Here is a 24,343-nt window from a genome sequence, read left to right on the forward strand (position 1 = left end):
CGCCGGCTTCCGGAGCTCCCGTCGCAGGGACCCGCGAACCGTCCGGCGCAGCGGCCCGCTATCGGGCGGCCGGGAGACGGGTTCGAGGTGCGCGGCGGGCGCGCGGGTCCGGCCGGGGTGGGGGGACACGCGGCTCCGGCCGGAGCTGGAGGCCATGCGGCTCCGGCCGGAGGTCCGCGGGGAATCGCGGCGGGCGGTGTCAGCGGCGGGACGCAGGCGGGCCCCGTGGCCGGGGGACCCGCGAGTGACGGTCCCGCGGGCCTGGGGCTCGAGGGCGGCGCCGCGGGGCAGGTACAGCCGGAGGCGCTTGCCGCGGGCGGAGTGGGGGCACCGCCGAGCCGCAGGGCGCGCTGAATCAGCTGCTGCAGAGCGCTCGCGACAACGTGCCCGGCTTCACCTGGCTGGAGTCCAAGGTGGACGGGGCGCTCAAGGCGCTCGGGGGCGGGGCCGACGTATCGGGCTCGAAAGCGGACCTCGAGTCCATGAAGCCGGGCGACAAGTACTCCACGTCCGGTGGCTTCGACGGCGGCTTCAAGGAAGGCCGCCTCCAGACGCGCGCGCAGATCGAGGTCAGCTGCGAGGAGGGCATGCGCACCAACCCGACGACGGGCGAGCGTGAGCCGGGGCCCAACTACCGGCTGAGCATGGACTCGGAGATCCTGGGCGGCGTGGGCTTCGACAACGGAAAGATAGACGCCAAGCTGCTGGTGGGCGGCGGCGGCAAGGTCGAGTTCAAGTTCGAGACGCCCGAGGACGTGGTCCGGGCCAATCGCATCATGGACCGCATGAAGACAGGCATGCAGTGCAACATCGCGGGCGCGGCGGACATGCCTCCGCCGGAGGACATCGCGTGGCTGCGCGGAAAGATGGCCGCCGTGGAGCTCCGGGGCACGGGCGCCGCCCAGGTGGCCGCGGAGTTTCCGGTCCCGGCGGGACCGCTGAACAGCGGGGACGTGAACGGCAAGCTCCGCTCGGACCGCACGGTCCGCATCGAGTTCCCCGAAGGCAAGCCGCCGGAGGTCGTCATCAAGGACACCGCCCAGGTGGAGGTGGGCGGTGGCCTGGGCCGGAAGATGGAGGCGAAGAAGACCCTCGTCGGGCCGGACGCGATGAAGTTCCCCCTGGAGGGCGGCGTGAAGGTGGGGGGGGACGCTCAAGGGCGCCGGCAAGCTGGAGGTGGAGACACGCTACCCCCTGCCCGCCGGAGTGAGCGTGGATGACGTCATGAAGGATCCGAAGGGCACGCTCGGCCCCGCGATGAAGGAGATGGCGGCGAACCAGAAGAGCAAGGTCACGCTGTCGGTGGAGGGGGCCGGCCTGGTCCAGGGCAACGGCAAGGGCACGTCGTACGAGGTCAGCATCGAGGGCAACCCCAGCACGCTCGCGAAGAACGGAACGTTCGGCAAGCTGCTGGAGGGCGACGTGCCGGGAGCATTCAAGACCGCCGGCAAGGACGCGACCGTGGAGTACAAGTCGACGACCTACACGCAGAAGGGCGTCTCCATGTCTCCCGGCTTCAAGGTCGGTCCCGTCAAGGTGGGCTGGGAGCTGGAGGTGGCGAAGCGCACCGTCGACGGCACTCCGACGGCGTGGAAGGGCAATGGCGAGGACGCGGCCCGGTGGCTGGAAGGCACCCAGGACCAGAAGGCCGCCTGAGCGGCTACAGCGCCATCGTCCCGGCGATGATCTCCTTCATCACCTCGGACGTGCCGCCGCCAATGGTGAGCATGCGCACGTCGCGCCACGCCCGCGCGACGTGTGACTCCTCCACGTAGCCCATGCCGCCGAAGAATTGCTGGCAGTCATAGGCCACGCGCTGGGCCAGCTCCGTGGTGAGGAGTTTGGCCATGGCGATCTCCTTCACCGGCTTCTGCTTGCGTTTGCGATTGAAGAGCTGCACTGCCTGATAGGTAAGCTGCCGCGCCGCCTCCACGCGGGTGGCGTGGTCCACGAAGGTGTGGCGCCACACCTGGAAGTCCAGCAGGCGTTTGCCAAAGGCCTGACGGTCGCGGCCGTAGCGGATGGCTTCACGCAACAGGTCGTCCATCACCGCCACCGTGTAGAGCGCCGTCACCAGGCGCTCCGCGTGGAAGCTGTTCATGATGTGGAAGAAGCCGTCGTTCTCCCGGCCCAGCACGTAGCGGGCGGGGATGCGGCAGTCCTCGAAGTAGAGGATGGCCATGTCCGACGAGCGGTGCCCCACCTTCTGGAGCTTCTTCGACACCGCGAAGCCCTTCACGTCCGTGGGCAGCGTCACCAGCGAGATGCCCGGCGCGCCCTCCCCTCCCGTGCGCACCGCCAGCACCAGGAAGTCCGCGCGGGCACCATTGGAGATCCACGTCTTGGCGCCCTGGATGACGTAGTCGTCGCCGTCCCTGCGCGCGGTGGTGCGCAACCGGCCCAGGTCCGAGCCCGCGTCGGGTTCGCTCATCGCCAGCGCCGCGATGCGCTCGCCGGTGAGCGCGGGGGCGAGGAACTCGCGCTTCTGCTCGTCGGTGCCCAGCTCGTTGATGACCGGCGTGGCCATCTGCCCCTGCACCAGGAGCGACATCGCCACGCCCCCGTTGCGCGCACGCGCCAGCTCCTCCGCGAAGGCGGCCACGTACCAGTAATCCAGCCCACTGCCGCCGTACGCAGGGTCGTGGCTGATGCCGAAGAAGCCCAGCTCGCCGCAGCGGCGGAACACGTCGCGCGGGAACTCGCCGGCCTGATCCCACTCCAGGGCGTGCGGGGCCAGCTCCTTTTCGACGAACTGACGCACGGTCCGGCGGAACGCCTCGTGCTCCGGGGTGAAGCGCTCATCCATGGCGCGGGATGCTGTCAGGGCAGGACCCGCGCTTTCAAGCCACGCGGGCCTCAGCGTGCGCGGATGAACGTGAAGGACAGCGGCTGGCCGCCCCGGTGGAGCACGAGCACCGCCGGACTGCCCGGCATGCCCCATTCGCGCCGCCGCGCCTCGACCGTGTCCAGCACCACCGCCCCGTCGATGGAGCGCACCACGTCCCCCACCTGGAGCCCCGCGACGTTCGCGCCCTCGGCGATGTCGCTGATGATGACGTCGCGCCCCGTCATGCCGAAGCTCAGGCCCAGCCGCCCCGGCTCCACTCGCCGGAGGCCCAGGCGCCATTCCCCCAGGTCCTGCGTCTCCCCCACGGCGAGCGACACATGCCGGTCCACCAGCTCTTTCCCCCGGCCCCACGCGGTGAGCCGGTACAAGCCCGGGGCCAGGTCCTTCAATTCAAAGCGCCCGTCCGCGCCCGTCGTGGGAGACGTGATGCCGTCCGCGTCCACGTAAGCGCCCGAGACCGGCTCGTTCGTGATCGCGCTCACCAGCCGCCCGGACACGCCGCCGCCCGCGTCCACCACCACATCCACGGAGGCCTTCGCGCCCGACGCGAGCGTCACGTCCACCTTGCCCGCGCGCCCGTCCGGTAGCGTGGCCATGACAGTGACGCGCGTGGGGAAGACGTCCTCCACCTGGAAGGTATCGCCAGAGAACTGGCGCTCCACTCGGGAGAGGAAGTCGTCCTCGCCGCGCGCCGCGGTGAGGGTCAGCGTGAAGCCGCGCACCTCGCGGCCTCCCGCGGAGCGCACGGTGCCCCTCAGCCGGGCCCCGGGCTTCAGCTGGAGCGTGAGCTCCTTCTGGGATGCGGACACGCGCGCGGCCTCGCCCTTCCGTCCGCCGTTCGTGGACCAGACGCGCCACGCGTCCGAACCCAGCCCGTCCAGCGCCAGCACCGCCCGGCCGGATGCGTCCGTCATCTCCTCCGCCTGGATGTCCGTGCGGCCCGCCTCCGTGGCCATCACCGTCGCATGGACGCTGGGCGCGCCGTTGGGCTCCAGCACCGTCACCTGGAGCGGCTTCTTCGGCTCACCCACCACCAGGTCCACGTGGCGCTGGCCACCCGCCTCCAGTTCCACCACCTGCTGCTGGCCGCCGTTCTGGAAGCGCAGCGCGGACAGCCACGCACTCAACTGGTAGCGCCCCGCGCCCACGCGCATCGACCACGTTCCATCCGGCTTCGCGGGCACGTCCACGGACTCGGAGGCCGGAGCATCCACCCGGTGCGCGGTGACCGTCACCGCCCCCGAGAGCCGCCCTCCGTCCTCCTTGCGCACGGTGCCCTCCAGCACGCCCTCGTCCACGAGCGTCAGCCGCGCCTCCGCCGTCTTCCCAGCCTCCACGCTCACGGGCTGGCGCACCTCGTCCTCGCTGTTCGCGCGGCGTGCCGCGACGTACACGGTGCCCTCCGGCACGTCCTCCAGCGTGAAGCGCCCCTCTGCGTCCGTCACCGAGGGCAGCGCGTCCGGCAACGGCCGCCACTTGAGCTGGGCCACCACCGTCACGCCCGGAAGCGGCGCCTCCGCTCCATCCACCACCGTGCCCTCGATGCGCCCCGGCACCGCGAGCTCCAGCACCAGGTCGAAGCGCTGCCCCGCGAGCACACCCAGTCCCGTGCGCGTGAGCGGCTGGAAGCCCGGAGCCCGCACCTGCACGTCGTAGACACCCGGCGCGAGCCCGCCCACCTCGAAGCGCCCATCCGCCCCCGCGCGGGCCTGGAGCAGGTCCGCGCGGTCGCCATTCGCGCGCACGCCCACCGTGGCCCCGGCGATGGCCTCCCCCGAGTCCTTGCGCCGCACCACGCCCGCGAGGGACGCCACGCCGCCCAGGCGGATGCGCACGCCCTTCACCGTCATGCCCGGCCCCACGACGACCGCGCCCCCGGCCGCTCCGGTCTCCTCCGCGTGGCGGGCCGTCACCTGGAACGAGCCGGGCGGCACGTCCAGCGAGAAGCTGCCCGTGTCCCCGGCCTCCACCTCCACCGCGCCGTCCTCGCCCCAGGCGCTCACGCGCGCTCCCGGCGCGGGCGTTCCATCCCCCCGGGTGACGAACCCCTCGATGAACGCGGAGCCGTCCAGCACCACGCGCACGTCCGTCCCCGGCACGTGCACGCGCGCGACGCGGTGGGGTGCGTGGCCCGGGGCTCGCGCCTCCAGCTGGTATTCACCTCGCGCCAGCCCGTGGAACTGGAACGAACCCCGCGCGTCGCTGAGCGCCTCGTGCCGAGCCTCGTCCGGCACCGACGCGCCCGTCTGGAGGAACACGGGAAGGCCATCCTCGAAGCCGGTGTGCGGCGTGAGCACCAGCTCCACCAACGGCACTGGCGCGCCACCCACGCGCTCCACCGTCAGGCCCGTCAGCGACACGCCAGGCTCCAGCAGGAGGCGGACCGTGGACAGCGCTTCTCCGTGAGGCCGCGTCACCTCCGCGCGCGCCATCGCCAGGCCCTCCGCACGCGCGGTGACGAGATAGGGCCCGGGGCGCGCGGGCAGCACCAGCATCCCCGCCGCATCCGTCCGGCCCTGCCCCGCCACGCGCCACGAAGGCAGCCGAGAACCAGGGGACGCCGGTCCCCGCAGGGACAGCGTCACCTCCGCGCCCGCGAGCGGTCCAGAGGCCGTGACAGCCTCCACTCGCAGCGCACCGTCGGCATCCCGCCCGGGTTGTTCCTCGGGCGCGGTCGCCCCGCTCCCATCCCGTCGCGGGACCTGCGCGGTCCGTGACGAGGGAGCCACCGGCGACGTCACGGTCCCATCGCGCACCGCCGCGGCCGGCACGGAGGTGCGCCTCCAGACGAAGACCCCGGCCAGCAGCAACGCCAGCCCGGCCACCACGATGAACACCTTGCGAGACGACATGCACCCTCCGGGGGAGGTGGGGACCCGCGCCCCAAGACACCTCACCCGGCCCCCCGGTTCCAAGGGGGGGAGCACCTCCACGCGGTGCTACAGGGGGAGGAACGCCAGACGGAGGCCCAGGGTGAACAGCGCGTGGAAGCCATCATCCACGGGCGCGAGCCCCTGGTCGCGGGTGCCCACGCCGGTGATGTCCAGCGTCTGCGTACCGGTGCGCACCGTGTACTGGCCCACGGACGCGGTGATGATGGGCCCCAGCGCCAGGGACCGCGTCACCCGCACGTCGCCGCCCAGCGTGAGGCGCGCGATGGTGGGCCCCCGGTCCGTGACGTGCGTATCCACGTGCGTGGGGACGAACACGCCCGGCGCGACCTGCAGCTGCGTGTCCCCCTCCACGTGGCTCTTGAGGATCTCCAGGCCCACGCCCAGACCAATCCACGGATCAAAGCTCGCGCCCGGCCGGATGTGGTAGCGGACCTCCGGCCCGACGCGCCACTGGTAGGTGGAGCAGTCGAAGCCCTCCGGGCACGACAGCTCGTTCGTCTTGGTCAGCACCGGCTCCCAGCTGCCCCACACGCCCAGGTAGAACCGCGGCGTCACCCGGAAGCCCAGCTCCGCGACGATGGGGAAGGAGACCTTCGCGGAGTCGGTGATCTTCAGGTCCTCCACCGTGCCCGCCGGGCTCAGGCCGTTCGTGTAGACGTAGCCCAGGCCGAAGCCCACGTTGCCGCTCACCGCGAACTGCGGCCCGATGCGCCCCTCGGGCTGCATCGCCTCCGACAACTCCTGCTGGGTCGTCTTCGTCGTGGTGGTCGTCGTCTCCGTCTCCGTCTGGGGCTCCGGCTCCTGCGCCCCCGCCGACGTGGCGATTCCCAGCGCGGCTGCGAGCGACAGCGTCCAGCGGAACGGCGCGTTCTTCGAAGTCATCCGGTGCATCCTCCGTGTTCGGGATGGATGCGGACGGAAGCAAGCCGCGCGTGCCGATAGAAGCCACCCTCCCCCGGTGCGCGCCGCCATTCGACAGACAGCCCTGGTCAGCGACCAGTCGCGGACATCTACCCCACCCCCTGGGGAGGCAACCTGGCGGGGTGGATGGGAAGCGGGTGCGGGAGCGCGTTGGAGCCCTGGAGCCCCTGACGGGCGCGTCGACCGCGATCCTCACCTTAGCAAGACGGCCCGGAAATCCAACGGGTTGACCCGGCGTGGGCCAGCGTTCACCTTGCACGCGCCACGAACGCCCACGGGCGGAAAGGAAGACGCCATGGCCGGCCAGGAGCAGGAGCTGTCGCCCGAGGCGCTCGCGCTCATCGCCGAGGAAGAGGCCCTGCTGTCCCGCGTCCAGCAGGCGCTGTCCGAAGCGCGCCGTCAGGCCGCGGAGCGCACGCTGGACACCCAGGGGCTGATGGCCCAGCTGCAAGTGCTGCGCGACGACGCCACCACGGCGCACTCCGCGGACCTGCCCCACGTCTTCACCCAGATGAACGAGGTGCGCTCCATGCTGGAGCGGCAGGAGACGGTGCCGCTGCCGGACGCGAACGCGCCCTACTTCGCGCACCTGCGGCTGTCCGGCCCCACGGGCGCGCGCGACTACCTGCTCGGGCGCACCAGCTTCGCCAACCTCGCCGCCGGCGTGCGCGTCATCGACTGGCGCTTCGCCCCCGTCGCGCGCGTCTTCTACAACTACGAGGAAGGCGACGCGTTCGAGGAGTCCTTCGGCGACCGGCTCTCCGAGGGCGAGGTGGAGGCGCGCCGGCTGGTCATCATCGAGAAGGGCGTCCTCACCCGCATCAGCACCGGCCCGCACCTGCTCCAGCGCGACGCCCAGGGACGCTGGCACTCGCGCGGGCGCGACGCGGCCTCCGTGCTCGCGGGCGGCAGCGGCACCGCCGCCCGTCCGGGCTTCCTGGGCGTGGGCCGGGGCACCACGCACGTCGAGGATGCCTTCGGCGTCACGGCGCTGCTGGACGCGGAGCAGTACGCGGCCGTCAGCACCGGCCCGGAGCAGCCGCTGCTGGTGCTGGGCAGCGCGGGCAGCGGCAAGACGACGGTGGCGCTGCACCGGCTGGCCAAGGTCATCTTCGACGACGCGAAGACGTACCCGCAGGCGCGCACCAAGGTCGTCGTCCCGGAAGCGGGCCTGGCCCGGCTCACGCGCCGGCTGCTCGAACCGCTGGGCCTGGGCAAGGTGTCCGTGGAGACGCTGGAGGCGTGGTCGCTCTCCACCGCGCGCTCCGCCTTCAGCCTGCCGGGCATCAAGCTGTCCCCGGAGACGCCCGCGCTCGTCACGCGCTTCAAGCGCCACCCCTCCCTGCGCCGCGCGCTGGCCGGCCGCGTGCCCGTCTTCAAGGGCAAGGCCCTGCCCCCCACCCTGGACCGGCTGCGCATCAAGCTGGCGGACGCGTACCTGGACCGCGCCTTCCTGGAGGCCGTGGTGGCGGACGCGAAGGGAGAGCTGCCGCGCACCGTGGTGGCGGAGGTGCTGGAGCACACGAAGCAGCAGACCGCCACGCCGCTGGCGCGCCAGTACAAGGGCTTCGACGAGGACCGCCTTGTCACCATGGACGGGCGCGCGATTGAAGCGGACACGCCCGCCGCGCTCGCGGGCACGGTGGACGCGGACGACCTGCCCATCCTGATGTTCCTCAAGGCGCAGCGGGGCGCGCTGGGCGCGGAGCGGCTGGCGCACGTGGTGCTGGACGAGGCGGAGGACTTCTCCCTCTTCGAGCTCTTCGTCGTCAGCCAGCTGCTCGGCGACAGCCGCAGCTGCACGCTCGCGGGGGACGAGGTGCAGCAGACGACGGCGGGCTTCGCCGGCTGGGACGCCGCCCTGGACGAGCTGGGCATCCGCGACGCCGCCACCTGCCGGCTCCAGGTGTCCTACCGCTGCCCGCGCCCGGTGGTGGAGCTGGCGCAGCACGTGCTGGGCACGCAGTCCCCGGCCAACGCCGCGCGCGCCGGCCGCGAGGGCGCCCCCGTGGGCTTCCACCACTTCCCCGACGAGGCCCAGGCGTGGCTCTTCCTGGGAGACGCCTTGCGCGACCTGGTGCTGCGCGAACCCCACGCGTCGGTGGGCGTCATCGCCAGCAGCCGGGAGTCCGCCCAGTCCTTCCACCGCGTCATCCGGGAGATGCCCTGGGCGCGTCTGGTGTTGGAGGGAGACTTCTCCTTCGAGCCCGGCGTGGACGTGACGGACGTGGACAACGTGAAGGGGCTGGAGTTCGACTACGTCGTCCTGCCGGACGTCACCGCGCGCGCCTACCCCGCGGACGACGAGGCCCGCCGCAGGCTGCACGTCGCCGTCACCCGCTCCTCCCACCAGCTGTGGGTGGCCTCCTCCGCCGTGCGCTCACCGCTCATCCGGACCTTCCCCGGCGTAAGCGAGACGGCGGAGGGCTGACGGCTCAGGGCTGACGGCCGCCGCCCGCCCGCCACTCGCGCTGCCGCTGGGCGTGGGCTTCCCGCCGCGCCAGCGCGTCCGTCTCCTGGCGGGGAAGCTCCGCCAGCCGCGTGCGGTGCATGTTCACGCTCAACTCCAGCAGACCGCGGTGCTCCGAAGGCAGCTTGTCGCCGTAGTCCTTCAGCATCGTGGTGGCGAAGGTGATGGCGTCCTCGGACACCTGGCGGCGGTGCTCGTAGTACTGGTGCACCTCCTCCTCCGAGGCCTCGTTGGCCTGCACCTTGCCGAAGAGGGTGTTCCACTTCGCCTTCACCGCCTCGCGGCGGCGCAGCTCCTCCGGGTCCTTCGTGGGCGCGTCCATTTCCCAGTACAGATTGCCCGGCAGCTTCGCGCGCAGCGCCTCCAGGTCCACCGGGTAGGGGCCGGACTCCTCCTCCGGCGCCGCCTGCACCTGGGCCGTCGCCGCGCCCACCAGGTCCAGCCCACCGTCCTTCGCGCGGGGCACCGCGGGCGTGGACGCGAACACCGGCGGAGGCGACGCGGGGGTCTGGGCGGCCGGGGGCGCCGCGGCCGGAGCCCCGTCGTCCGTGGCCTGTCCGCCAAAGACAAGCCACGCCCCCACCGCCAGGACCAGGACTCCCGCCGTGCCCAGGGGCAGCTTCCATCGCGCGTGCGTGCTCATGCCCAAGGCCATACCGCGCGTTCCGCGCCCACTGCAACCCACGTCAGGCAGCGCCAGCGACGCACCGCGCAATTGATACATTTAAGACATGCCATTGCGCGTCAATTCTCAACTCCTGGCTGACGCGGAGCAGCAATCCCAGTCCACTCCCATGGAATGCTGCACTCAACATGGAATTCACAATTTTCACTGCAAGTGGAGTTTCCCTGCTTCCGGCTGATAAACAAAAACGTATCATCCCGGGCCGCAACCCCACTCACTACTCCCCCCTTTGGAGGAAGCCGCATGAGAAGTCTTCTTTGGATGAGCCTTCTGGCCCTCACTGCCCCCGTGGGCGCCGCGCGCGCCGAGGTGCTGGTGGAAGGCATCGTCGACGTGCTGGTGGACGGCGGCAACAACTACGCCTGGCAGAAGGTGACGCTGCCCGGCACCAAGTGTGGCAACGGCTCCCAGTACAAGTTCTTCGTGCACCGCACGAACTCGCCCAACCTGCTGTTCATGATGGAGGGTGGCGGCGCGTGCTGGGACTACGATTCCTGTAGCGGCCGTACGGGCATCCTGGGCGCGGCGAACCCCAACGGCATCGCCGACGACTACATGACGCAGTTCACGGCCAAGTACGTGTCCCCCATCGTCAACGGGGCGGACCCGGGCCTGCCCTTCCGTGACCGCAAGGACATCGTCACGAAGGACTGGAACATCGTCTACATGCCGTACTGCACGGGCGACGTGCACATCGGCAACAACACCAAGGTCTACTCGGACACGACGGGCGGCCAGGCGCCGCTGACCTGGTACCACTCCGGCTACACCAACACGCTTGCCGCGGCGAACTACGCCAAGCAGAACTTCCCCGGCGTGCAGAAGCTGCTCGTCACGGGCTACAGCGCGGGTGGCACGTCCACCTCCGCCGGCTACTACTTCATCCGCAAGGCCATCAACCCGGCCAAGGGATACATGATCAACGACTCCGGCCCCATCTTCATGGCGCCGAACGCGAACTCCCTGTCGCGCCCGCTGCACGACAAGATCCGCTCGTCGTGGAACCTGGACTCCGTGTTCAGCCAGCTGCCGGCCAGCTTCAGCATCAGCGACATGGGCACCATCAACAAGATGGTGGCCACGGAGTTCCCGAACGATCAGCTCGCGTACACGGGCTACACGATGGACTACAACTACTCGCGCTACTCGTATGAGCGCTTCAAGACGCCCAACGACGAGGCGTCCGTCCACGCGTACTGGAAGACGGACCAGGACGCGTTCGTGAACGAGCTGAACAAGTACAACAACTTCAGCTATTTCATCCCGCACCACCGCGCCATCAACGCCAGCCACTGCAGCACCATCATCACCTTCGTGGGCGCGCACGCCTGCCAGCGCATGGAGAAGAAGTACTGGTACGAGTACGCCTCCAGCCCCTGGCAGTCCTGGGCCTGCCACAGCGAGATGGTCCCCATGGACGTCTTCCTGTCGCGCTTCATCAACGGCAACCAGCGCGTCCGCATCTACGAGCCGGCCAACAACTACAACAACGAGGACGCCGGCATGAGCATCCTCGCGCCCCTCATCAACGGCGCGCTCGGCGGGTAGTCCTTCCCACCGGCTGTCGCTGAAATGAAAACGGGAGCGGGCCTTGAGAAGGTCCGCTCCCGTTGTCTTTCCAGGCCCTGGAGCCCGCTTAACGGCTCAGGTGAGGCCGGGCAGCGTGCCCGTGTAGTCCGGGTGGCCGAAGCGGTCCACGTTGACGCCGAAGGCCTGGGCAATGGAGGTGAGCAGCTTGTTGTGCTCCACGGCGCCCGGAAGCGGGTTGCCCGGGCCCTTCCACGTGCCCAGCGGGTCCTTGCCGGGGCGCAGCGACAGCATGCGGCCCATGCGGAACTTCCCGCCCGCGCCGCCCGCCAGCACCGTGGGGATGGACACGTTCATGTGGCCGGCGGCGTCACCCAGCTCGTTCCCCCACAGGATGAGGGTGTTGTCGAGCACCGTGCCGCTGCCCTCCGGGATGGACTTGAGCGTGTCCATGAGCCGCGCCACCTGTTCGGAGTACCAGCGCTGCACCTGCACCATGCGCAGGCGGATGGCGGTGCGCTCCGGCTGGGTCTGGGTGTCCGTGCGGTGGGCGATGTCGTTGTGGATGTCCTCGTCGATGCCAATCCACGGCATGGACGGCCCGGGGATGGTCATGGTCACCACGCGCGTCAAATCACACGCGAACGCGCGGGCGATGAGGTCCATGTGCAGCTCGGTGAGGCCGGGCATGTTGTTGATGTCGCCCAGGTCGCTCAGCGCGTCGGACGGCGCCTCCGGCCGGGCACAGTTGAGCGCCCCCGTATTGGTGAGCCGCCGCTCGATGTCGCGCAGCGCGGCCAGGTGCGTGTCCAGCTTGGTGCCCTCCGCGGCCGCCAGCCGCGACTTCAGCTTGCTGGCGTCCTTGATGAGGTAGTCCAGCAGGCTCTTGCGCTTGGCCAGCATGGCCTGCGCCTCCGCCGCGGAGCCGCCCATGCTGCCGAAGAGGCGCTTGTAGACGTTGGCGGGGTTCAGCTCGAACGGCACGCGCGAGCCGTTCTCCGTGAAGGAGATGCTGTTGTAGACGTGCTGCGCGCCGAACTGCTCGAACGCGTGCAGTTGCAGCGAGCGGAACTGGGTGCTGCCGCCCACCGTGTTGCCAATCACCTGGTCCAGGGACGGGCCGGAGGGCAGCTCGTCACCGCTGGACACCTCCACCTCGCTGCCGGTGAGGAAGGTGACGGGGCCGCCCTCGTGGCCGGTGCGGCCGTGCTCGTAGAGGACGCGGTAGTCCAGGCCGTCCAGCACCAGGAGCTTGTCGCGGTGGCGCTGGAGCGGCTGGAGGACGGAGTTCTCGAAGTCGATGTCGAAGCTGGAGTCACTGCCCTTGGGCGTCCAGTACTCCGGCAGGAAGCCGTGGGGGGTGAACAGGGCGATGAAGCGCAGGGGGGCGGCGTCAGCCGCTTCGGCCACGGAGCTGGTGAGCAGGTGCGCGAAGGGCGCCGCCATGGCCGTGCCGGACAGGAGCTTCAGGATGCTGCGTCGGGAGAAGTCGCGGGGCATGGAAGTCAAAGCTCAACGGGTGGGCAGACGCCGCTGCGTGAAGGAAGCCGAGCGCACCAGGCTGACCAGCGCTTCGGTGATTTTCAGGTGGTCCGTGCGGTAGGGGCCCGTTCGCATGGTGGCGAGCAGCTCCGTGTCCGAGGCGTGCTCGTCACGCCCCATGGCGTAGCGCACGAACTGCAGCGGCACGCAGTTGGCCAGCTCATCGCTCGTCGTCAGGTAGCGCGCCAGCTGCGCGCCGCCGGTGAAGGTGCCCAGGTTGGTGGTGCCGTCCGCGGCAATCACCGCGCCGTTGGCGTCCACCTTCTTGCCGTTCTCCTCCGTGCGGTGCTGGCCCAGGCCGTCGAAGTCCTCCATGCCGAAGCCCATGGGGTCGATGGTCCGGTGGCAGCTGTTGCACGCCGGGTTGTTGGTGTGCGCCGCGAAGCGCTCGCGGGTGGTGGCGTCCTCCGACAGGGCCGGGGGAATGGTGGGGACGTTGGCGGGCGGCGGCGGCACCGTGCGGCACAGCATGCGCGTGAGCACGAACTTGCCGCGCTTGATGGGCGAGGACGAGTCGAAGTGGGCGTACGTGGACATCACGCCCGCCTGGGTGAGGATGCCCTGGCGCTCCGGGGGCAGCGTCACGCGGCCCAGGCCCGTGTCGCCGTCCACGTTGGTGCGGTCCAGCCCGCCGTAGAAGTTCGCCAGCGTCTCGTCCACGAACGAGTACTTCGCGCCCAGCAGCTCCTCCACGGAGCCCGCGTGGTCCTTCACGACGGCGTCGATGAACGCGTCGCGCTCGCGGACCATGGAGTCGCGGAAGTCCACGCTGTAGTCCGGGTACACGAGGTTGTTCTTGTTGACCTTGGACAGGCCGCCCAGCCCCAGCCATTCAATGAAGAACTGGCGCAGCTTCAGCTGCGCGGCCTCCGTCTTGAGCAGGCGGCGCGCCTGGGCCTCGCGCTCGTCGGCCGAGGACAGCGTGCCGGCCTTGGCGGCGGCGAGCAGCGTGGCGTCCGGCGGTCCACCGGTCACCATGAAGGACAGCTCGGAGGCGACCTCGAAGGCGGTCAGCTCCACGACCTGGCCCTTGCGGGCGTTATCCGGCCCCAGCTCCGTGCGGTACAGGAACGACGCGGAGGAGAAGAGGGCCTGGAGCACCAGCTCCGCGCCCGTCTCCATGGTCCCGCCCTGCTTGCCCTGGTTGAAGAGGGCCAGCAGGTCCGTCTCCTCCTCCGCCGTCACCGGGCGGCGGAAGGCGCGCTCACCCACGCGCTGGATGAAGGACCGCGCGCATTCGTCCTGCGTCTTGCCCTTGGGGCACGCGTAGAGGTCACTCAGCTGTGACTTGCCCTGCTCCGCCAGCGTCACCGCGGCGGTGTCGATCTGATCCGCCAGCAGCGACGTCACCTGGAGCCGCTCATGCGTGGAGAAGCCGAGGATGGTGTCCTCGGCAGCGAAGCCCTGGGCGATGTCGACCGGCGTGCCCAGCACCGCGGAGGCGGACTTGTTGTACTCGTCGCGCGTCAGCCGGCGCACGCGTGCGGGCGCCGCCGCGCTTTCAGGCGCCGCGTCCTGCCCACCGATGTTGCCGGTGCAGGCGGAGGCGGAGAGCACGAGAGCGGAGGACAGATAGAAACGACGCAATGGCATGATGTCTGGCATTCCTCGCACCCGCACGGCCTGACAGACGACCGGCGCACAGGCGGTCAGCATTGTACTGGTTGCTCCCCACGCGGACAGGGATGATTTCATTTCCGGCCGTTTCGCTCTTCCCCGAGGAAGAAGCCGCCCTCACGGAAGAAGCCGGCCTCACGGAGCAGGAAGTGCGAACGCACCGTCAGGTGCGCACACGGTGGGAAGCGACTCAGGGAGGGACTTCCTCACCCCGAGCCTTCCACCAGTTCTCCCCGTAGCTGATGAAGATCTGCTCACCAGGGTGGATGTCCCGCAGTGAGTGATAGCGGAACACATCGCGGTCCTCCGCGCGGCTGTAGGACGCGTTGGGGTCGCTCGCGTGATTGTAGATCATTCCATAGCCCATCACGAGCGCGACCCAGTCGCCCTTGCGGGGCTCCTCGTGGCGGTGCCAGCGAATCTCGAAGACGTAGTCGTCGAGCGGCTCGCCCCGGCACTGCCGCTGCGGGACCTTGAGGTAGTGGCACTCCTCGATGAGCTCCCCCGCGGCGATGAAGCTGTCGGTGAAGACGCCCATCCCCCACTCGCACGGCCGCACCTTCACGCCGGGGTGGAGGAACAGCGCCGGGCCCAGGTTCATGGGTGCTTCTTCTCCGATTCCGGTGTCGTCCACGCGAAGCGAACCATCGCGCAGGACGGGCGGCCACGGGAAGCGGCTGCGAGAGCCTGGGGCCTTTCGCGACTTCCGGTGAAGTCAGCCTGCCTGCCCGCCGGGCGCGGGGTGGTGGCGGAAGGTATGGCGCAGCAGGTACAGGCCGGGGAGCAGCGGCAGCCACAGGGTGAAGCCGCGCAGGAGCAGGGTGCTCGCGAGCGCCGCCTCCACCGGGACGCCGAAGAGGTTGAGCATGCCCACGGACGCGGCCTCATAGGTGCCCACGCCGCCGGGGATGATGGACACCGTCTCCGCCATGGAGGCCACCATGAAGCTGACGAACACGGTGCTCAGGGGAACCTCCAGCCCCAGCGCGCGGAGCATGGCGCCCAGGGTGGCCGCGTCCAGCACGTACACGGCCAGTTGCAGGACGACGCCGCGCGCGAGCAGGCCGGGGTTGAGCAGCATGCCGGGCGGCACCTCCGCGATGGCCTTGGTCATGGCCCCCAGCGACGGGATGCGCCGGGCGAAGCGGCCCGGCTTCCACTCGCGGTGCCGCGTGGCCCAGAGGATGGCCATGGGGATGATCAACGCCACCACGCCGAAGCCGGTGACGAGCCATTGGATCCAGTCGTTCAGTTCGGACCTTCGCCAGAGGAAGAAGAGGCTCACGCCCACGCCCAGCGCCTGCGCGATGTAGAAGCACAGCACCGTGAGCAGCACCGCGCCCGCGGAGGTGCCAGGGCTCGCGCCCTCGCGGCGCAGGCCGCGTCCGACGAGCAGCGACCCGCCCACGCCGCCGGTGGGAATCACCTGGTCGAACGCGAGCTTCATCAGCGACAGCCGCGCCAGCGACCAGAGCGACGTCTTGATCCGCGCCCGGTGCAGGACCATCCACCAGATGCCCGCCACGCACAGGTAGGTGCCCACCTGGCACGCGACGGCCACCAGCAGCCAGGCGGGCCGGGCCTGCCGCACGAGCTCCAGGAACTGCTTCTCCTCCGCGTGCCTCGAGAAGATGAACGCCAGGAGCGCGATGAGCATCAGCACACCGGGAATCCACCAGCCGCGCCGGCGCTTCGCTGGCACCTCCAGCGGCTCCTCCAGCGTGGGGATGGATTCGGCGCGCGTGCCCTCCATGCGTCTCCTTTCCGGGAATGGGATGGCTTCGGGAAGGATGCGCTTCATCGCCCCACGGGGCAGGCTCCGGAGCACGGTGGCTCGCCTGCTCCCCGTGCGGGGAAGCAGGCGGTCCATGGCCCGGCGGCTTCGCGGAGTCCCTTCAGCGAGCGCAGTCGCCCGTCACCTGCGGGGCCGCCGCGCCGTTGACGGTGTTGCCGCTGAAGGTGTTGCCGGCGCCCAGGACGAGCTCGGTGGCGTTGCCGCCGCCCCGGTTGCAGACGATGACGCCCCCGGCGCCCGCCTGGTTGCCGGTGAAGGTGTTGCCGCGCAGGGTGACGCCCGCGTTGGGCACGTCCTCCAGGTAGAGGGCCGCGCCGGGCCCGCGCACGGCGGCGTTGTTCTCGAAGACGTTGTTCTCGATGAGGTCGTGGTCGGGCTGGAAGTAGTGCAGCGCCCCGCCGCCGCCCAGGTCGTAGTGGTTCGCGCCGTTGGGCCACACCTCGTAGGTGCGCGACTGGAGCGCGTTGGACTGGCTGCCGCGGAAGGCGGACAGCGTGTTGTCGCGGAAGGTGTTGCCGCGCACGGTGGAGTTGCGCCCGTGGGTGACGCACATCGCGCCCCCGCCGGACGTGGCCCCGTCGCCGGTGGCGAACCGGTCGATGTCTCGGGTGCGGTTGTTCTCGAAGAGGGTGTCCGTCACCACCGAGCCGTCGGTGAACATCAGGTCCAGCGCGCCGCACTTGCCGGAGGCTTCGTTGTCGCGGAAGAGCGAGTGCTCGATGGTGACCGGCCCCGGGTAGTAGGCCCACAGCGCGCCGCGCGTGCGGTCCCGGTCGCCGTTGTAATCGTTCTTGCGAACCTTCTCGAAGACCATGTGCCGGAAGACGGGGTCGCCGTCGCCCTTGGACTGGTCTCCGAAGAAGTTCACGCCCCACCAGCCGTGGGGGTTCGTGGAGGTGAACGTCACCGGCGCGCTGGCGGTGCCCTGCACCAGGATGCGGCCGTACACGCGCAGCTCCACGCGGCCGTTCTGGTGGTTCATCACGTCCTGCGCGCCGTCGCGCACGTCCGCGTTCGTCACGGCCGGGTTGCCCTTGAAGTCAATGACGACGCCCGGATCCACCGTCGTCGTCTGGCCCTTGGGGATGGTGACGACGTACTGGGCGTTGCCCACGACGCGGTACGGAGAGCCGGCCAGCGTCAGGCGCGAGGGCAGCGTGCCCGTCACCTGCGTGCCGCCGTCTCCAGGGATCACGACCCCCGCGTCAAAGGAGCCCGCGTCCGGGGTGCCCGCGTCCGTGCCGCCATCGGAGGCCCCCGCATCGGAAGACCCGGCGTCGGCCGAGCCCGCATCGGGTGTGCCCGCATCGGGTGTGCCCGCGTCCGGGGTGGTGCCGGCGTCACGGTCCGGGGTCCCCGCGTCGTCGCGGTCCGGGGTGCCACTGTCCGGCACGATGCCCGACGGCGTCTCCCCGGTCTGTTCGACTTCACCGGAGCACCCCACCCCGCCCCCCAGCAGGCAGAGGACGGACAGGACGGCGTGGAGCGTGGCGGAGCGGTTCATGGTCTCTTTTCCCGGAAGCGCTCTGGTAGAAGCCCGCGCATGTCCGATGACATCCTCGTGCTGGCGTACTCCGGATGTGACACCTGCAAGAAGGCGCTGAAGTGGCTGGAGGCGCGAGGCGTTTCCTACAAGACGCGCCCCATCGTGGACCAGCCCCCCACCGTGGCGGAGCTGCGCCAGTGGATTCCGAAGAGCGGCGTGTCCGTGCGCAAGTGGCTCAACATCAGTGGCCAGAGCTACCGCGCGCTCGGGAAGGAGAAGGTCGACGCGGCCTCCGACGCGGAGCTGGTGGAGTGGCTCGCGAAGGATGGAAAGCTGGTGAAGCGGCCGGTGCTTGTCTCGAAGGACGCCGTCACCGTGGGCTTCAAGCCGGAGTCCTACGAGGCGCTGTTCCCCGCGCGCGGGTAGCAGGGCGCACTGCCCTGCTCCGGGCCGTCTGCCTTCACACCGCATGAGAGCGGGCGGGCGGCCGAGCCCCTGTCCGACCGTCGTCGCGTGCGGGGCGGGTTGCCACGTTGATTGGGCATGGAAATCGGATCCAGACGCCCGTTGGGGGAAATCCTCCTGGAGCTGGGAGTGGTCGACAAAGGCCAGCTCCGGTTGGGGCTCGTGCACCACCACGAGGTCCACGTCCCGCTGGGACGCGCCCTGGTGAGCGAGGGCGTGTGCACGGAGGCGGACGTCCTGCGCGGGCTGGCCCTCCAGTTCGACGTGGACGCCGTGGACCTGGACCGGCACCCGCTCGACCGTTCCCTGACCGCGCTGGTGCCCGCGCGCCTCGCCCGGCAGTACGGCGTCGTGCCGCTCAGCCTGGAGATGCGCGAGGACCGGGAGGTGCTCCACCTGGCCGTGCCCGCGCCGCTGTCGCTGGACGCGGTGGACGACGTGCGGGCCGTGTCCGGCAAGGCGCGCGTGGAGCCGCACCTGGCCTCCGACAGCGCCTTGTCCCGCGCGCTCAGCGCCCTCTACGGCATCCGCGAGACCGGAGAGTCCACGCCGGAGCCTCGCCGCCCGGCCGTGCCCAGCCCGCCGCTGATGCTCTACGGCTGGCCGCCCGTCACCGCGGTGCTCATCTCCCGGACGCTGGCGCGCAACGGCATCCCGTCCCGCGTCGCCACGCCGCTGGAGGTGCTGCACACGCGGGAGAATGACGTGGTGCTCGCCCCCCTCCAGGCCATGGAAGGACTGCTCGCGGGCGAGGTCCACATCGAGGGCGCGCTCATCGTCCACGGGACGTCGGATGACGAGGGCTTCGACCGGGCGCGGAAGCTGGAGGCGCGCGGCTTCCTGGCCAATCCGCGCGACGAGGAACTGCTCCTGCGCGCCGTGCGCAGGCTCCGTCCGGACGCGGGCAGCGAGGATTCCTGGCCGCGCCACTCCTGAGCGCGAGGAAGCGCTACGGGGCCGCCGGGGCTGCTGGGGCTACCGGAGCCAGGGCCTGCATCGTCGGCTTCACCGGCGTGGCGGCGGGGCGCACTGTGTGCTGCTCCCCGGCTTCCAGGCCCAGCACGCCCAGCACCTCCGGGTACACCTTGTTCGCGAAGTAGCGTCCGCCGGCCACGGTGAAGTGCACGCCGTCCGTCATGCGCAGGCGCATGGGCTTGCGGAAGCCGTCCACGCGGGCCTGCTTCAGGGCCTTGCCGCGCGCGTCGGTGAAGAAGGGCCGCGTGTCCAGGTGCACGGCGTCCTCGCGTCCGGCGATGACCTCGCGCTGCAGGTCGCGGATCAGCGTGAGCTTCTGTTCGAAGCGGTGTCGGCTCGTGGCGGGCAGCTCCAGCCAGACAATCTTGCGGCCCGGCGCGGAGATGGCGGTCACGAAGTCCGTCAACCGCTGGCGGTACTCGCCCTGCCAGTCCGGCTTGCCCCAGGCCACGGTGGCGCGCCCCTCGCGGGTGTGCAGGGCTTGCCCGTCGTTGCCGCCCAGGATGACCACCACGACGTCCGGCTGGTGCTGCTGCACCTCCTGCTGCCCCACCTCCAGCCAGTTGAAGAAGTCCGGCCGGGCCAGGCCCGTGGACGACTTCGCGCGGCGCTCACAGCGGATCCGCGGGTGCGCGGCGAGCTGGTTCTGGAGGTACTCGCCAAACCCCGTGGCGATGAGGCTGTCGCCCAGGAGCAGCACGGTGCGGCGGGGCGCGGGCGCCGGGGCGGCGGCCTGGGCCGGAGCGGTGGGCAGCACGGGCGAGGCGGTCAGCCCGGGTGCGGATTCCGGAGAGGCCTGGGCCGCCGTGGACAGGAACGCCAGGAAGAGAAGCGCGCGAAGAGGACGGGTCGACATCGGCGGAGGCGAAACTACTTCCCGCGCCCCCCCTCCGTACACCCCCCCGACGGGAGGGTGGATCCGTTGCCCCGTGCGCGCCTGTCAAGGCCGCGTGCGGCGTCAGGCCGCGGAGCCCACGTCCGAAGCCGCCAGCGCCGCGAGCCCCGCGGGCGCGAGCGCCTGGAGCCACGGCGTGAGCAGCCGCGCGCAGTCCTCCGGATGTGAGAAGTAGGGCACGTGTCCCGCGCCGCGCAGCACGTGGCGGGGCGTGCCTTCCGGCAGCGACGCGGCCAGGCGCTCCAGCGACGACGGCGGCACCAGCACGTCGCGGTCCCCCTGGATGCACAGGCACGACACCTTCAACGGCCGCAGGTCCGGTGGCGGCGGTTCCGTGTGGATGGCGAACGCGCGCCGCAGCGTCGTCATGCGCTCCATCGCGGTCGTGGGCACCACGTCCGCCACCTGATCCGAGGGCACCGGCCGCCACGCCGCCAGCGATGCCGCGACGCGGCCAGGACGTCCCAGCACCGCGATGGGGCCCATCATCGCGATGAGCCGTCCGCGAGGCCCCACGTGCGCGGTGCGTGTGAACGCTCCCAGGAACGCGACGCCGCGCGTCGCGCCACCCGCGGCCAGGTGCGCCGCCACCATGCCGCCAAAGGAGCTGGCCACCACCGCGTCCACATTGCCCGTGACGCGCAGCACCTGCTCCGCCAACGCCCTCGCGCCGCACGCCGCGTGCTCGCCTTCCGGGTACTCGACCAGGACGGGACGCGCGACGTCCGTCAGCCGCAGGGCGAGCTCGCGAAAGCCCGATCCACGGGCCCCCAGTCCCGGCAATAAGAGGACGCGAGGCCCCTCGTCATTTCCTCCCAGGTCCGTCAGATCCACCGTGCGGCGCATGTCTCCTGCTTTCCCTGAAACGCGCCGGAGAACAACGCCGGCGCCCTGGGTCTGCCCGCGCCCACCCGGTGGCCCGCACGACCCACGGACGGGAACAGATGCCCCCGGTGGCTCGCCTGCCAAGACGGAGAGTGATACATGGTTAATCACACCACCCTTTTCCACCGACACGCTGCACTCCGTAATCGACCCAAGGTTTTTCGCGGTCGGCGTTCTGACAGTGAGGGGGCGAAGGGTTAAGAATGGTCACTGTGAATCTGCATGCCTTCGGGGAATTCGTTCGCAAGCATCGTCCGGCCCTGGAAGTTCGGGCCGCGAAGCTTTGCACTGGGAGTCCGGTCGACTCGACGGAACTGGTGGGCGAGACGCTGGAGCGCGCGCTGTCCGTGTTCGAGCGGCTCCAGGACCAGGACACCACCGCCGTGACGCAGTGGCTGGATGGCGCCATGAGCCGCTGCTTCGCGCGGATGGGTGGACAGCTGCCGGATTCGCGCTCCGCGGCGCCGGATCTCCAGCAGACGTTCGACCTGCTGCGCGCGCGCTTCCGTGAAGTGTACGGGCAGCCGGCGTTCGGCAAGAGCGCGAGCGCCACCACCGCCTGGCGGATGTAACAAGTCCCGGGCGCCCCCTGTTTCAGGGCGCCGGGCGGTGGCCGGACAGCGTCTGCACGTAGGACGCGGCCACCTGCAGGAAGCGGCCCCCACGCACGCCGGTGAGGTACTGGCGCTTCATCGCGCGGGTGGCCCCCACGTAGAACATCGCGCGGCGGATGCGTTCGTGTTCGCGCTCGGTGCGCTGGCGGGCTCCCGCCATCCACGCCTCGATGGAATCCAGCGCCTCCAGTCCCGCGAAGAAGACGACGGGGCACTCGTGGCCCTTGCATGAGAACACCGTGGTGGCGCGCACGTGGTCCACGCCGCTCACCCGGAAGTCCGCCACGTCCCGTCCGCCCTTGCCGCCGTAGGCCTCCGCGGGCACGCCCGCCTTGCGCAGCGCGTCCGTGAACGACGCGGGCATCACCGGCGCCACCACGAGGATGTCCCCGGGGTGGACGCCCTCCTCGCTCACGAGCCGGGCGATCTCCTTCGCGACCCAGCGCGCCTCGCTGTTGCTGGAGGCGAAGTCCTTCACCTGGGGCAGCACGCCGCCGCGCTCGGTGGACTGCACGCGGTAGAGGCCCTCCAGCGTCTCTTCCGGCAGCCACAGGAGCCGCTCGCGGGCCAGCTCCCCGGCCTTCATGTACTCGCGCATGCCGGGGTCGGTGACGCGGTGCTGGCGCAGCGGATCCAGCACCACGTTGAAGGCCACGTCGAGGATGTCGCGCGTGGCGCGGAAGGTCTCCTTGAGCACGCGGGTGCGGCCACGGAAGGACAGCCCTTCGGGGAGCTGCTCCTTCAGGTGGTCGATGGGCACCTGGCCGTAGACGTTCTGCGAGTCGTCCATGAACAGCTGGAAGCAGCGGGACTCACGGCCGTCCTCGTCCACGCGGGGGCGCACCAGCGCGTGCAGGGACGCGAGGCCCTTGGCGTCCATGTCCTGCGCCTCGTCCACGAAGACGGCGTCGAAGGCGTGGGGCTCCAGGCGGCGGAGCGCGCCCACGTGCTTCACCGTCACCTGGGCCCGGAGCGGACGCACCTGCTCCGGCCCCGCGCGCACGTGGAGCGCCTCCAGGAGCAGCTTGTCCACGAGCGGCGCGAGCGAGCGGTTGTAGAAGGACACCAGCACCCGGGCGCGCGGGTTCTCCAGCAGGTAGCGCGCGGCCCAGTGCGCCAGCACGTACGTCTTGCCGCTGCCGGCCACGCCGCGCACCAGGTGGTGGCCGTCGTCGAAGCGGCGCTCGAAGAGGGAGACCTGCTCCTGCGTGAAGAGCGGCACGGTGTCCTTGCCGCTCGCGATTTCGCCGCCCAGGCCCATGGGCACCAGCGGCGGCGGAGGCGGCGGAGGTGGACGCGGCTGGGTGGCCAGCAGCTCCAGCCTGGGCGGAGTGCCAGCGTGGACGCGCACGCGGGGGAGCAGCGACAGGAAGCGCGCGGGCACGGGCGAGGCGCGGGCCTCCGCGCGCGAGGCGAGCACCAGCAGGTATTCCTTCGCGCGGCTGGCGGCGACGTTGAGGATGGGCACCAGCGTGTGCGGCGGGAAGGGCCGGCCCCCGGCCACGGTGTCCACCATCACCACGTCGTACTGGGTGCCCTGCTGGCGGTGGATGGTGGAGGCGCTGAACATGTCGTGGCGCAGCCCCGCCGCGTTGCCCAGCTTGCGCAGCAGCGCCGCCTGCGCGCGGTAGGGCGTCACGCACAGCACGGTGAGCCCCAGGCGCACGGCCTGGCGGGCCAGCGTCACGGCGAGCTCCGCGGACAGCTCGCGCTGGTAGCCGGAGCCTGTCTCGCCGCGGCCGTGCGTGAGGCGGCGGTTGTCCCGGCTCAGGCCGTCCAGCACCAGCCACATCGCGCGGGACGGGAAGGCGGGCACGGGCGGAGGCTTCTGGGCCCGGTCCTTCACCAGGTCGCCGTCCTCCAGCGCGCCGCCGTAGCAGAAGTGGCTCACCACGCGGGCGATGTCCGGATGCATGCGGTGCTGGGTGCGCAGGAGCAGCACGTCCGGGCGCTCCGCGTCCTTCACCGCGTCCTCCAGGTGGGACAGGGCGCTGGCGCGAAGCCACGTCTGGGTGCCCTTCCCCGCCCCTTCCGCCGCGCGGCTCACGGGGCCGATCTGCTTGGGGTCGCCCGCGAGCGTCACCTGCCGCGCCAGCGGTGCCAGCAGCGCCGTCGCGGCGCGGGTCACCATGCCGGCCTCATCCACGACGAGCCGCTGGAAGGTCTCCTCGCCTTCCAGCTCCGACACGAGCCGCAGGGCGCGGTGCACGGTGAGCACCATGAGGGGGCTGTCGCCCTTCTCCGCCTCCTTGAGCGTGGGGTCCTTCACGCGGCCGCGCAGCGTGCGCAGCTCCGCCTGCATGCGGGCCAGCTCCGGCGCGGCGCCGCCCCGGGCGCGCTCCAGGGTGAGCTCGCGCTCACGCTCCTGGATGCTGTTGAGCAGCTTGCTCGTCTTGTTCTCTTCAAGCGCCACGGTGGGCAGCTTGGCGAGGGCCTCGCTGGCGCCGTTGCCGCCCCGGAAGATGCTGCGGGCCAGGGGGCGCAGGGGGATGGGTTCGCGCTCCAGCAGGGCGCTGACGCGCATCACCAGTTCGTCCGCGGCGCGGTTGGTGGGCGCCACCGCGAGGATGCGCTCGTTGGGGTAGGCGCGCAGGGCGCGGGCGATGAGGTCCGCGACGGCCGTCGTCTTGCCCGTGCCGGGAGGGCCCCAGATGCTGCCCCAGGGCTGGCGCCACAGCCGGTCCACGGGGATGAGCTCCGCGTCGCGGGGGGACGGGGTGGAGG

The 24,343-nt window shown here is 70.9% G+C and carries 19 protein-coding genes; 7 read left to right on the forward strand and 12 right to left on the reverse strand.

The features are described from left to right. Positions 1 to 383: 383 nt before the first annotated feature. Positions 384 to 1,220 carry a hypothetical protein gene (locus D7X32_RS30680; RefSeq protein WP_120606119.1) on the forward strand — a complete coding sequence of 279 codons (837 nt, stop codon included), beginning with the start codon at positions 384 to 386 and terminating at the stop codon, positions 1,218 to 1,220. 4 nt (positions 1,221 to 1,224) lie between these two features. Further along, entirely contained in the window at positions 1,225 to 1,656 is a 432-nt protein-coding gene (locus D7X32_RS30685; protein ID WP_147450332.1) for a hypothetical protein, read from the forward strand. Positions 1,657 to 1,660: 4 nt separating this feature from the next. Here the strand turns inward: D7X32_RS30685 and D7X32_RS30690 are convergent, their stop codons facing one another. The 3 genes from D7X32_RS30690 to D7X32_RS45630 form a co-directional block, all read right to left on the reverse strand. Further along, positions 1,661 to 2,806 (reverse strand): acyl-CoA dehydrogenase family protein, encoded by a 1,146-nt coding sequence (locus D7X32_RS30690; RefSeq protein ID WP_120606121.1) that lies wholly within the window; start codon positions 2,804 to 2,806, stop codon positions 1,661 to 1,663. A 50-nt stretch (positions 2,807 to 2,856) separates the two neighbouring features. Further along, a complete protein-coding gene (locus D7X32_RS30695; RefSeq protein ID WP_120606122.1) occupies positions 2,857 to 5,700 on the reverse strand; it encodes a carboxypeptidase regulatory-like domain-containing protein in 2,844 nt (947 codons plus the stop codon). 87 nt (positions 5,701 to 5,787) lie between these two features. After that, on the reverse strand, positions 5,788 to 6,624 hold the full coding sequence (locus tag D7X32_RS45630; RefSeq protein ID WP_158625791.1) for a hypothetical protein: 837 nt from the start codon (positions 6,622 to 6,624) through the stop codon (positions 5,788 to 5,790). Positions 6,625 to 6,958: 334 nt separating this feature from the next. Here D7X32_RS45630 and D7X32_RS30705 point away from each other — a divergent pair, with 334 nt between their 5' ends. Continuing rightward, positions 6,959 to 9,094: an ATP-binding domain-containing protein gene (locus D7X32_RS30705; RefSeq protein WP_120606123.1), complete on the forward strand. Its 2,136-nt coding sequence runs from the start codon at positions 6,959 to 6,961 to the stop codon at positions 9,092 to 9,094. Positions 9,095 to 9,098: 4 nt separating this feature from the next. Here D7X32_RS30705 and D7X32_RS30710 read toward each other — a convergent pair whose 3' ends face one another. Beyond that, on the reverse strand, positions 9,099 to 9,776 hold the full coding sequence (locus D7X32_RS30710; protein WP_120606136.1) for a hypothetical protein: 678 nt from the start codon (positions 9,774 to 9,776) through the stop codon (positions 9,099 to 9,101). 303 nt (positions 9,777 to 10,079) lie between these two features. Between D7X32_RS30710 and D7X32_RS30715 the strand changes: the two genes are divergently transcribed. Further along, entirely contained in the window at positions 10,080 to 11,366 is a 1,287-nt protein-coding gene (locus D7X32_RS30715) for a pectin acetylesterase-family hydrolase (RefSeq protein ID WP_279635634.1), read from the forward strand. A gap of 96 nt (positions 11,367 to 11,462) precedes the next feature. On the opposite strand, the gene D7X32_RS30720 is transcribed toward D7X32_RS30715, so the two are convergent. The 5 genes from D7X32_RS30720 to D7X32_RS30740 form a co-directional block, all read right to left on the reverse strand. Then, complete coding sequence (locus D7X32_RS30720; protein ID WP_120606125.1) at positions 11,463 to 12,845, reverse strand: DUF1552 domain-containing protein; 1,383 nt, start codon at positions 12,843 to 12,845, stop codon at positions 11,463 to 11,465. A 12-nt stretch (positions 12,846 to 12,857) separates the two neighbouring features. After that, positions 12,858 to 14,480, reverse strand: coding sequence for a DUF1592 domain-containing protein (locus D7X32_RS30725; RefSeq protein ID WP_244239272.1), 1,623 nt, complete (start codon positions 14,478 to 14,480; stop codon positions 12,858 to 12,860). Positions 14,481 to 14,694: 214 nt separating this feature from the next. After that, complete coding sequence (locus D7X32_RS30730) at positions 14,695 to 15,105, reverse strand: SET domain-containing protein-lysine N-methyltransferase (protein WP_120606127.1); 411 nt, start codon at positions 15,103 to 15,105, stop codon at positions 14,695 to 14,697. Between the two features lie 114 nt (positions 15,106 to 15,219). After that, on the reverse strand, positions 15,220 to 16,257 hold the full coding sequence (locus D7X32_RS30735) for a lysylphosphatidylglycerol synthase transmembrane domain-containing protein (RefSeq protein ID WP_120606128.1): 1,038 nt from the start codon (positions 16,255 to 16,257) through the stop codon (positions 15,220 to 15,222). 142 nt (positions 16,258 to 16,399) lie between these two features. Continuing rightward, the gene (locus D7X32_RS30740) at positions 16,400 to 17,803 is read right to left on the reverse strand and encodes a right-handed parallel beta-helix repeat-containing protein (protein WP_120606129.1); all 1,404 of its coding nucleotides are present in this window, start codon (positions 17,801 to 17,803) and stop codon (positions 16,400 to 16,402) included. 39 nt (positions 17,804 to 17,842) lie between these two features. Between D7X32_RS30740 and D7X32_RS30745 the strand changes: the two genes are divergently transcribed. Together D7X32_RS30745 and D7X32_RS30750 are read left to right on the forward strand one after the other, a co-directional pair. Beyond that, positions 17,843 to 18,211: a Spx/MgsR family RNA polymerase-binding regulatory protein gene (locus D7X32_RS30745; RefSeq protein ID WP_120606130.1), complete on the forward strand. Its 369-nt coding sequence runs from the start codon at positions 17,843 to 17,845 to the stop codon at positions 18,209 to 18,211. A 117-nt stretch (positions 18,212 to 18,328) separates the two neighbouring features. Beyond that, the gene (locus D7X32_RS30750) at positions 18,329 to 19,186 is read left to right on the forward strand and encodes a GspE/PulE/PilB domain-containing protein (protein WP_120606131.1); all 858 of its coding nucleotides are present in this window, start codon (positions 18,329 to 18,331) and stop codon (positions 19,184 to 19,186) included. A 13-nt stretch (positions 19,187 to 19,199) separates the two neighbouring features. Here D7X32_RS30750 and D7X32_RS30755 read toward each other — a convergent pair whose 3' ends face one another. Beyond that, entirely contained in the window at positions 19,200 to 20,081 is an 882-nt protein-coding gene (locus tag D7X32_RS30755) for an SGNH/GDSL hydrolase family protein (protein WP_120606132.1), read from the reverse strand. Positions 20,082 to 20,183: 102 nt separating this feature from the next. Next, the gene (locus D7X32_RS30760) at positions 20,184 to 20,966 is read right to left on the reverse strand and encodes an alpha/beta fold hydrolase (RefSeq protein WP_120606133.1); all 783 of its coding nucleotides are present in this window, start codon (positions 20,964 to 20,966) and stop codon (positions 20,184 to 20,186) included. A gap of 356 nt (positions 20,967 to 21,322) precedes the next feature. On the opposite strand from D7X32_RS30760, the gene D7X32_RS30765 reads away from it, so the two are divergent. Continuing rightward, the gene (locus tag D7X32_RS30765) at positions 21,323 to 21,577 is read left to right on the forward strand and encodes a hypothetical protein (protein WP_120606134.1); all 255 of its coding nucleotides are present in this window, start codon (positions 21,323 to 21,325) and stop codon (positions 21,575 to 21,577) included. A 22-nt stretch (positions 21,578 to 21,599) separates the two neighbouring features. On the opposite strand, the gene D7X32_RS30770 is transcribed toward D7X32_RS30765, so the two are convergent. Beyond that, the coding region (locus D7X32_RS30770; RefSeq protein WP_120606135.1) for an AAA family ATPase at positions 21,600 to 24,343 on the reverse strand (2,744 nt) is incomplete at its 5' end.

The organism is Corallococcus carmarthensis (genome assembly GCF_003611695.1).
Classification (GTDB): Bacteria; Myxococcota; Myxococcia; order Myxococcales; family Myxococcaceae; genus Corallococcus; species Corallococcus carmarthensis.

Excerpts from the sequence above, each read along its gene's own strand:
- D7X32_RS30740 (WP_120606129.1), bottom strand. The coding sequence starts at position 17,803 with ATGAACCGCTCCGCCACGCTCCACGCCGTCCTGTCCGTCCTCTGCCTG.
- D7X32_RS30720 (WP_120606125.1), bottom strand. The coding sequence starts at position 12,845 with ATGCCCCGCGACTTCTCCCGACGCAGCATCCTGAAGCTCCTGTCCGGC.
- D7X32_RS30750 (WP_120606131.1), top strand. The coding sequence starts at position 18,329 with ATGGAAATCGGATCCAGACGCCCGTTGGGGGAAATCCTCCTGGAGCTG.
- D7X32_RS30760 (WP_120606133.1), bottom strand. The coding sequence starts at position 20,966 with ATGCGCCGCACGGTGGATCTGACGGACCTGGGAGGAAATGACGAGGGG.
- D7X32_RS30735 (WP_120606128.1), bottom strand. The coding sequence starts at position 16,257 with ATGGAGGGCACGCGCGCCGAATCCATCCCCACGCTGGAGGAGCCGCTG.
- D7X32_RS30725 (WP_244239272.1), bottom strand. The coding sequence starts at position 14,480 with ATGCCATTGCGTCGTTTCTATCTGTCCTCCGCTCTCGTGCTCTCCGCC.
- D7X32_RS30715 (WP_279635634.1), top strand. The coding sequence starts at position 10,080 with ATGAGCCTTCTGGCCCTCACTGCCCCCGTGGGCGCCGCGCGCGCCGAG.
- D7X32_RS30690 (WP_120606121.1), bottom strand. The coding sequence starts at position 2,806 with ATGGATGAGCGCTTCACCCCGGAGCACGAGGCGTTCCGCCGGACCGTG.
- D7X32_RS45630 (WP_158625791.1), bottom strand. The coding sequence starts at position 6,624 with ATGACTTCGAAGAACGCGCCGTTCCGCTGGACGCTGTCGCTCGCAGCC.
- D7X32_RS30730 (WP_120606127.1), bottom strand. The coding sequence starts at position 15,105 with ATGAACCTGGGCCCGGCGCTGTTCCTCCACCCCGGCGTGAAGGTGCGG.
- D7X32_RS30710 (WP_120606136.1), bottom strand. The coding sequence starts at position 9,776 with ATGAGCACGCACGCGCGATGGAAGCTGCCCCTGGGCACGGCGGGAGTC.
- D7X32_RS30745 (WP_120606130.1), top strand. The coding sequence starts at position 17,843 with ATGTCCGATGACATCCTCGTGCTGGCGTACTCCGGATGTGACACCTGC.
- D7X32_RS30755 (WP_120606132.1), bottom strand. The coding sequence starts at position 20,081 with ATGTCGACCCGTCCTCTTCGCGCGCTTCTCTTCCTGGCGTTCCTGTCC.
- D7X32_RS30705 (WP_120606123.1), top strand. The coding sequence starts at position 6,959 with ATGGCCGGCCAGGAGCAGGAGCTGTCGCCCGAGGCGCTCGCGCTCATC.
- D7X32_RS30695 (WP_120606122.1), bottom strand. The coding sequence starts at position 5,700 with ATGTCGTCTCGCAAGGTGTTCATCGTGGTGGCCGGGCTGGCGTTGCTG.
- D7X32_RS30685 (WP_147450332.1), top strand. The coding sequence starts at position 1,225 with ATGAAGGATCCGAAGGGCACGCTCGGCCCCGCGATGAAGGAGATGGCG.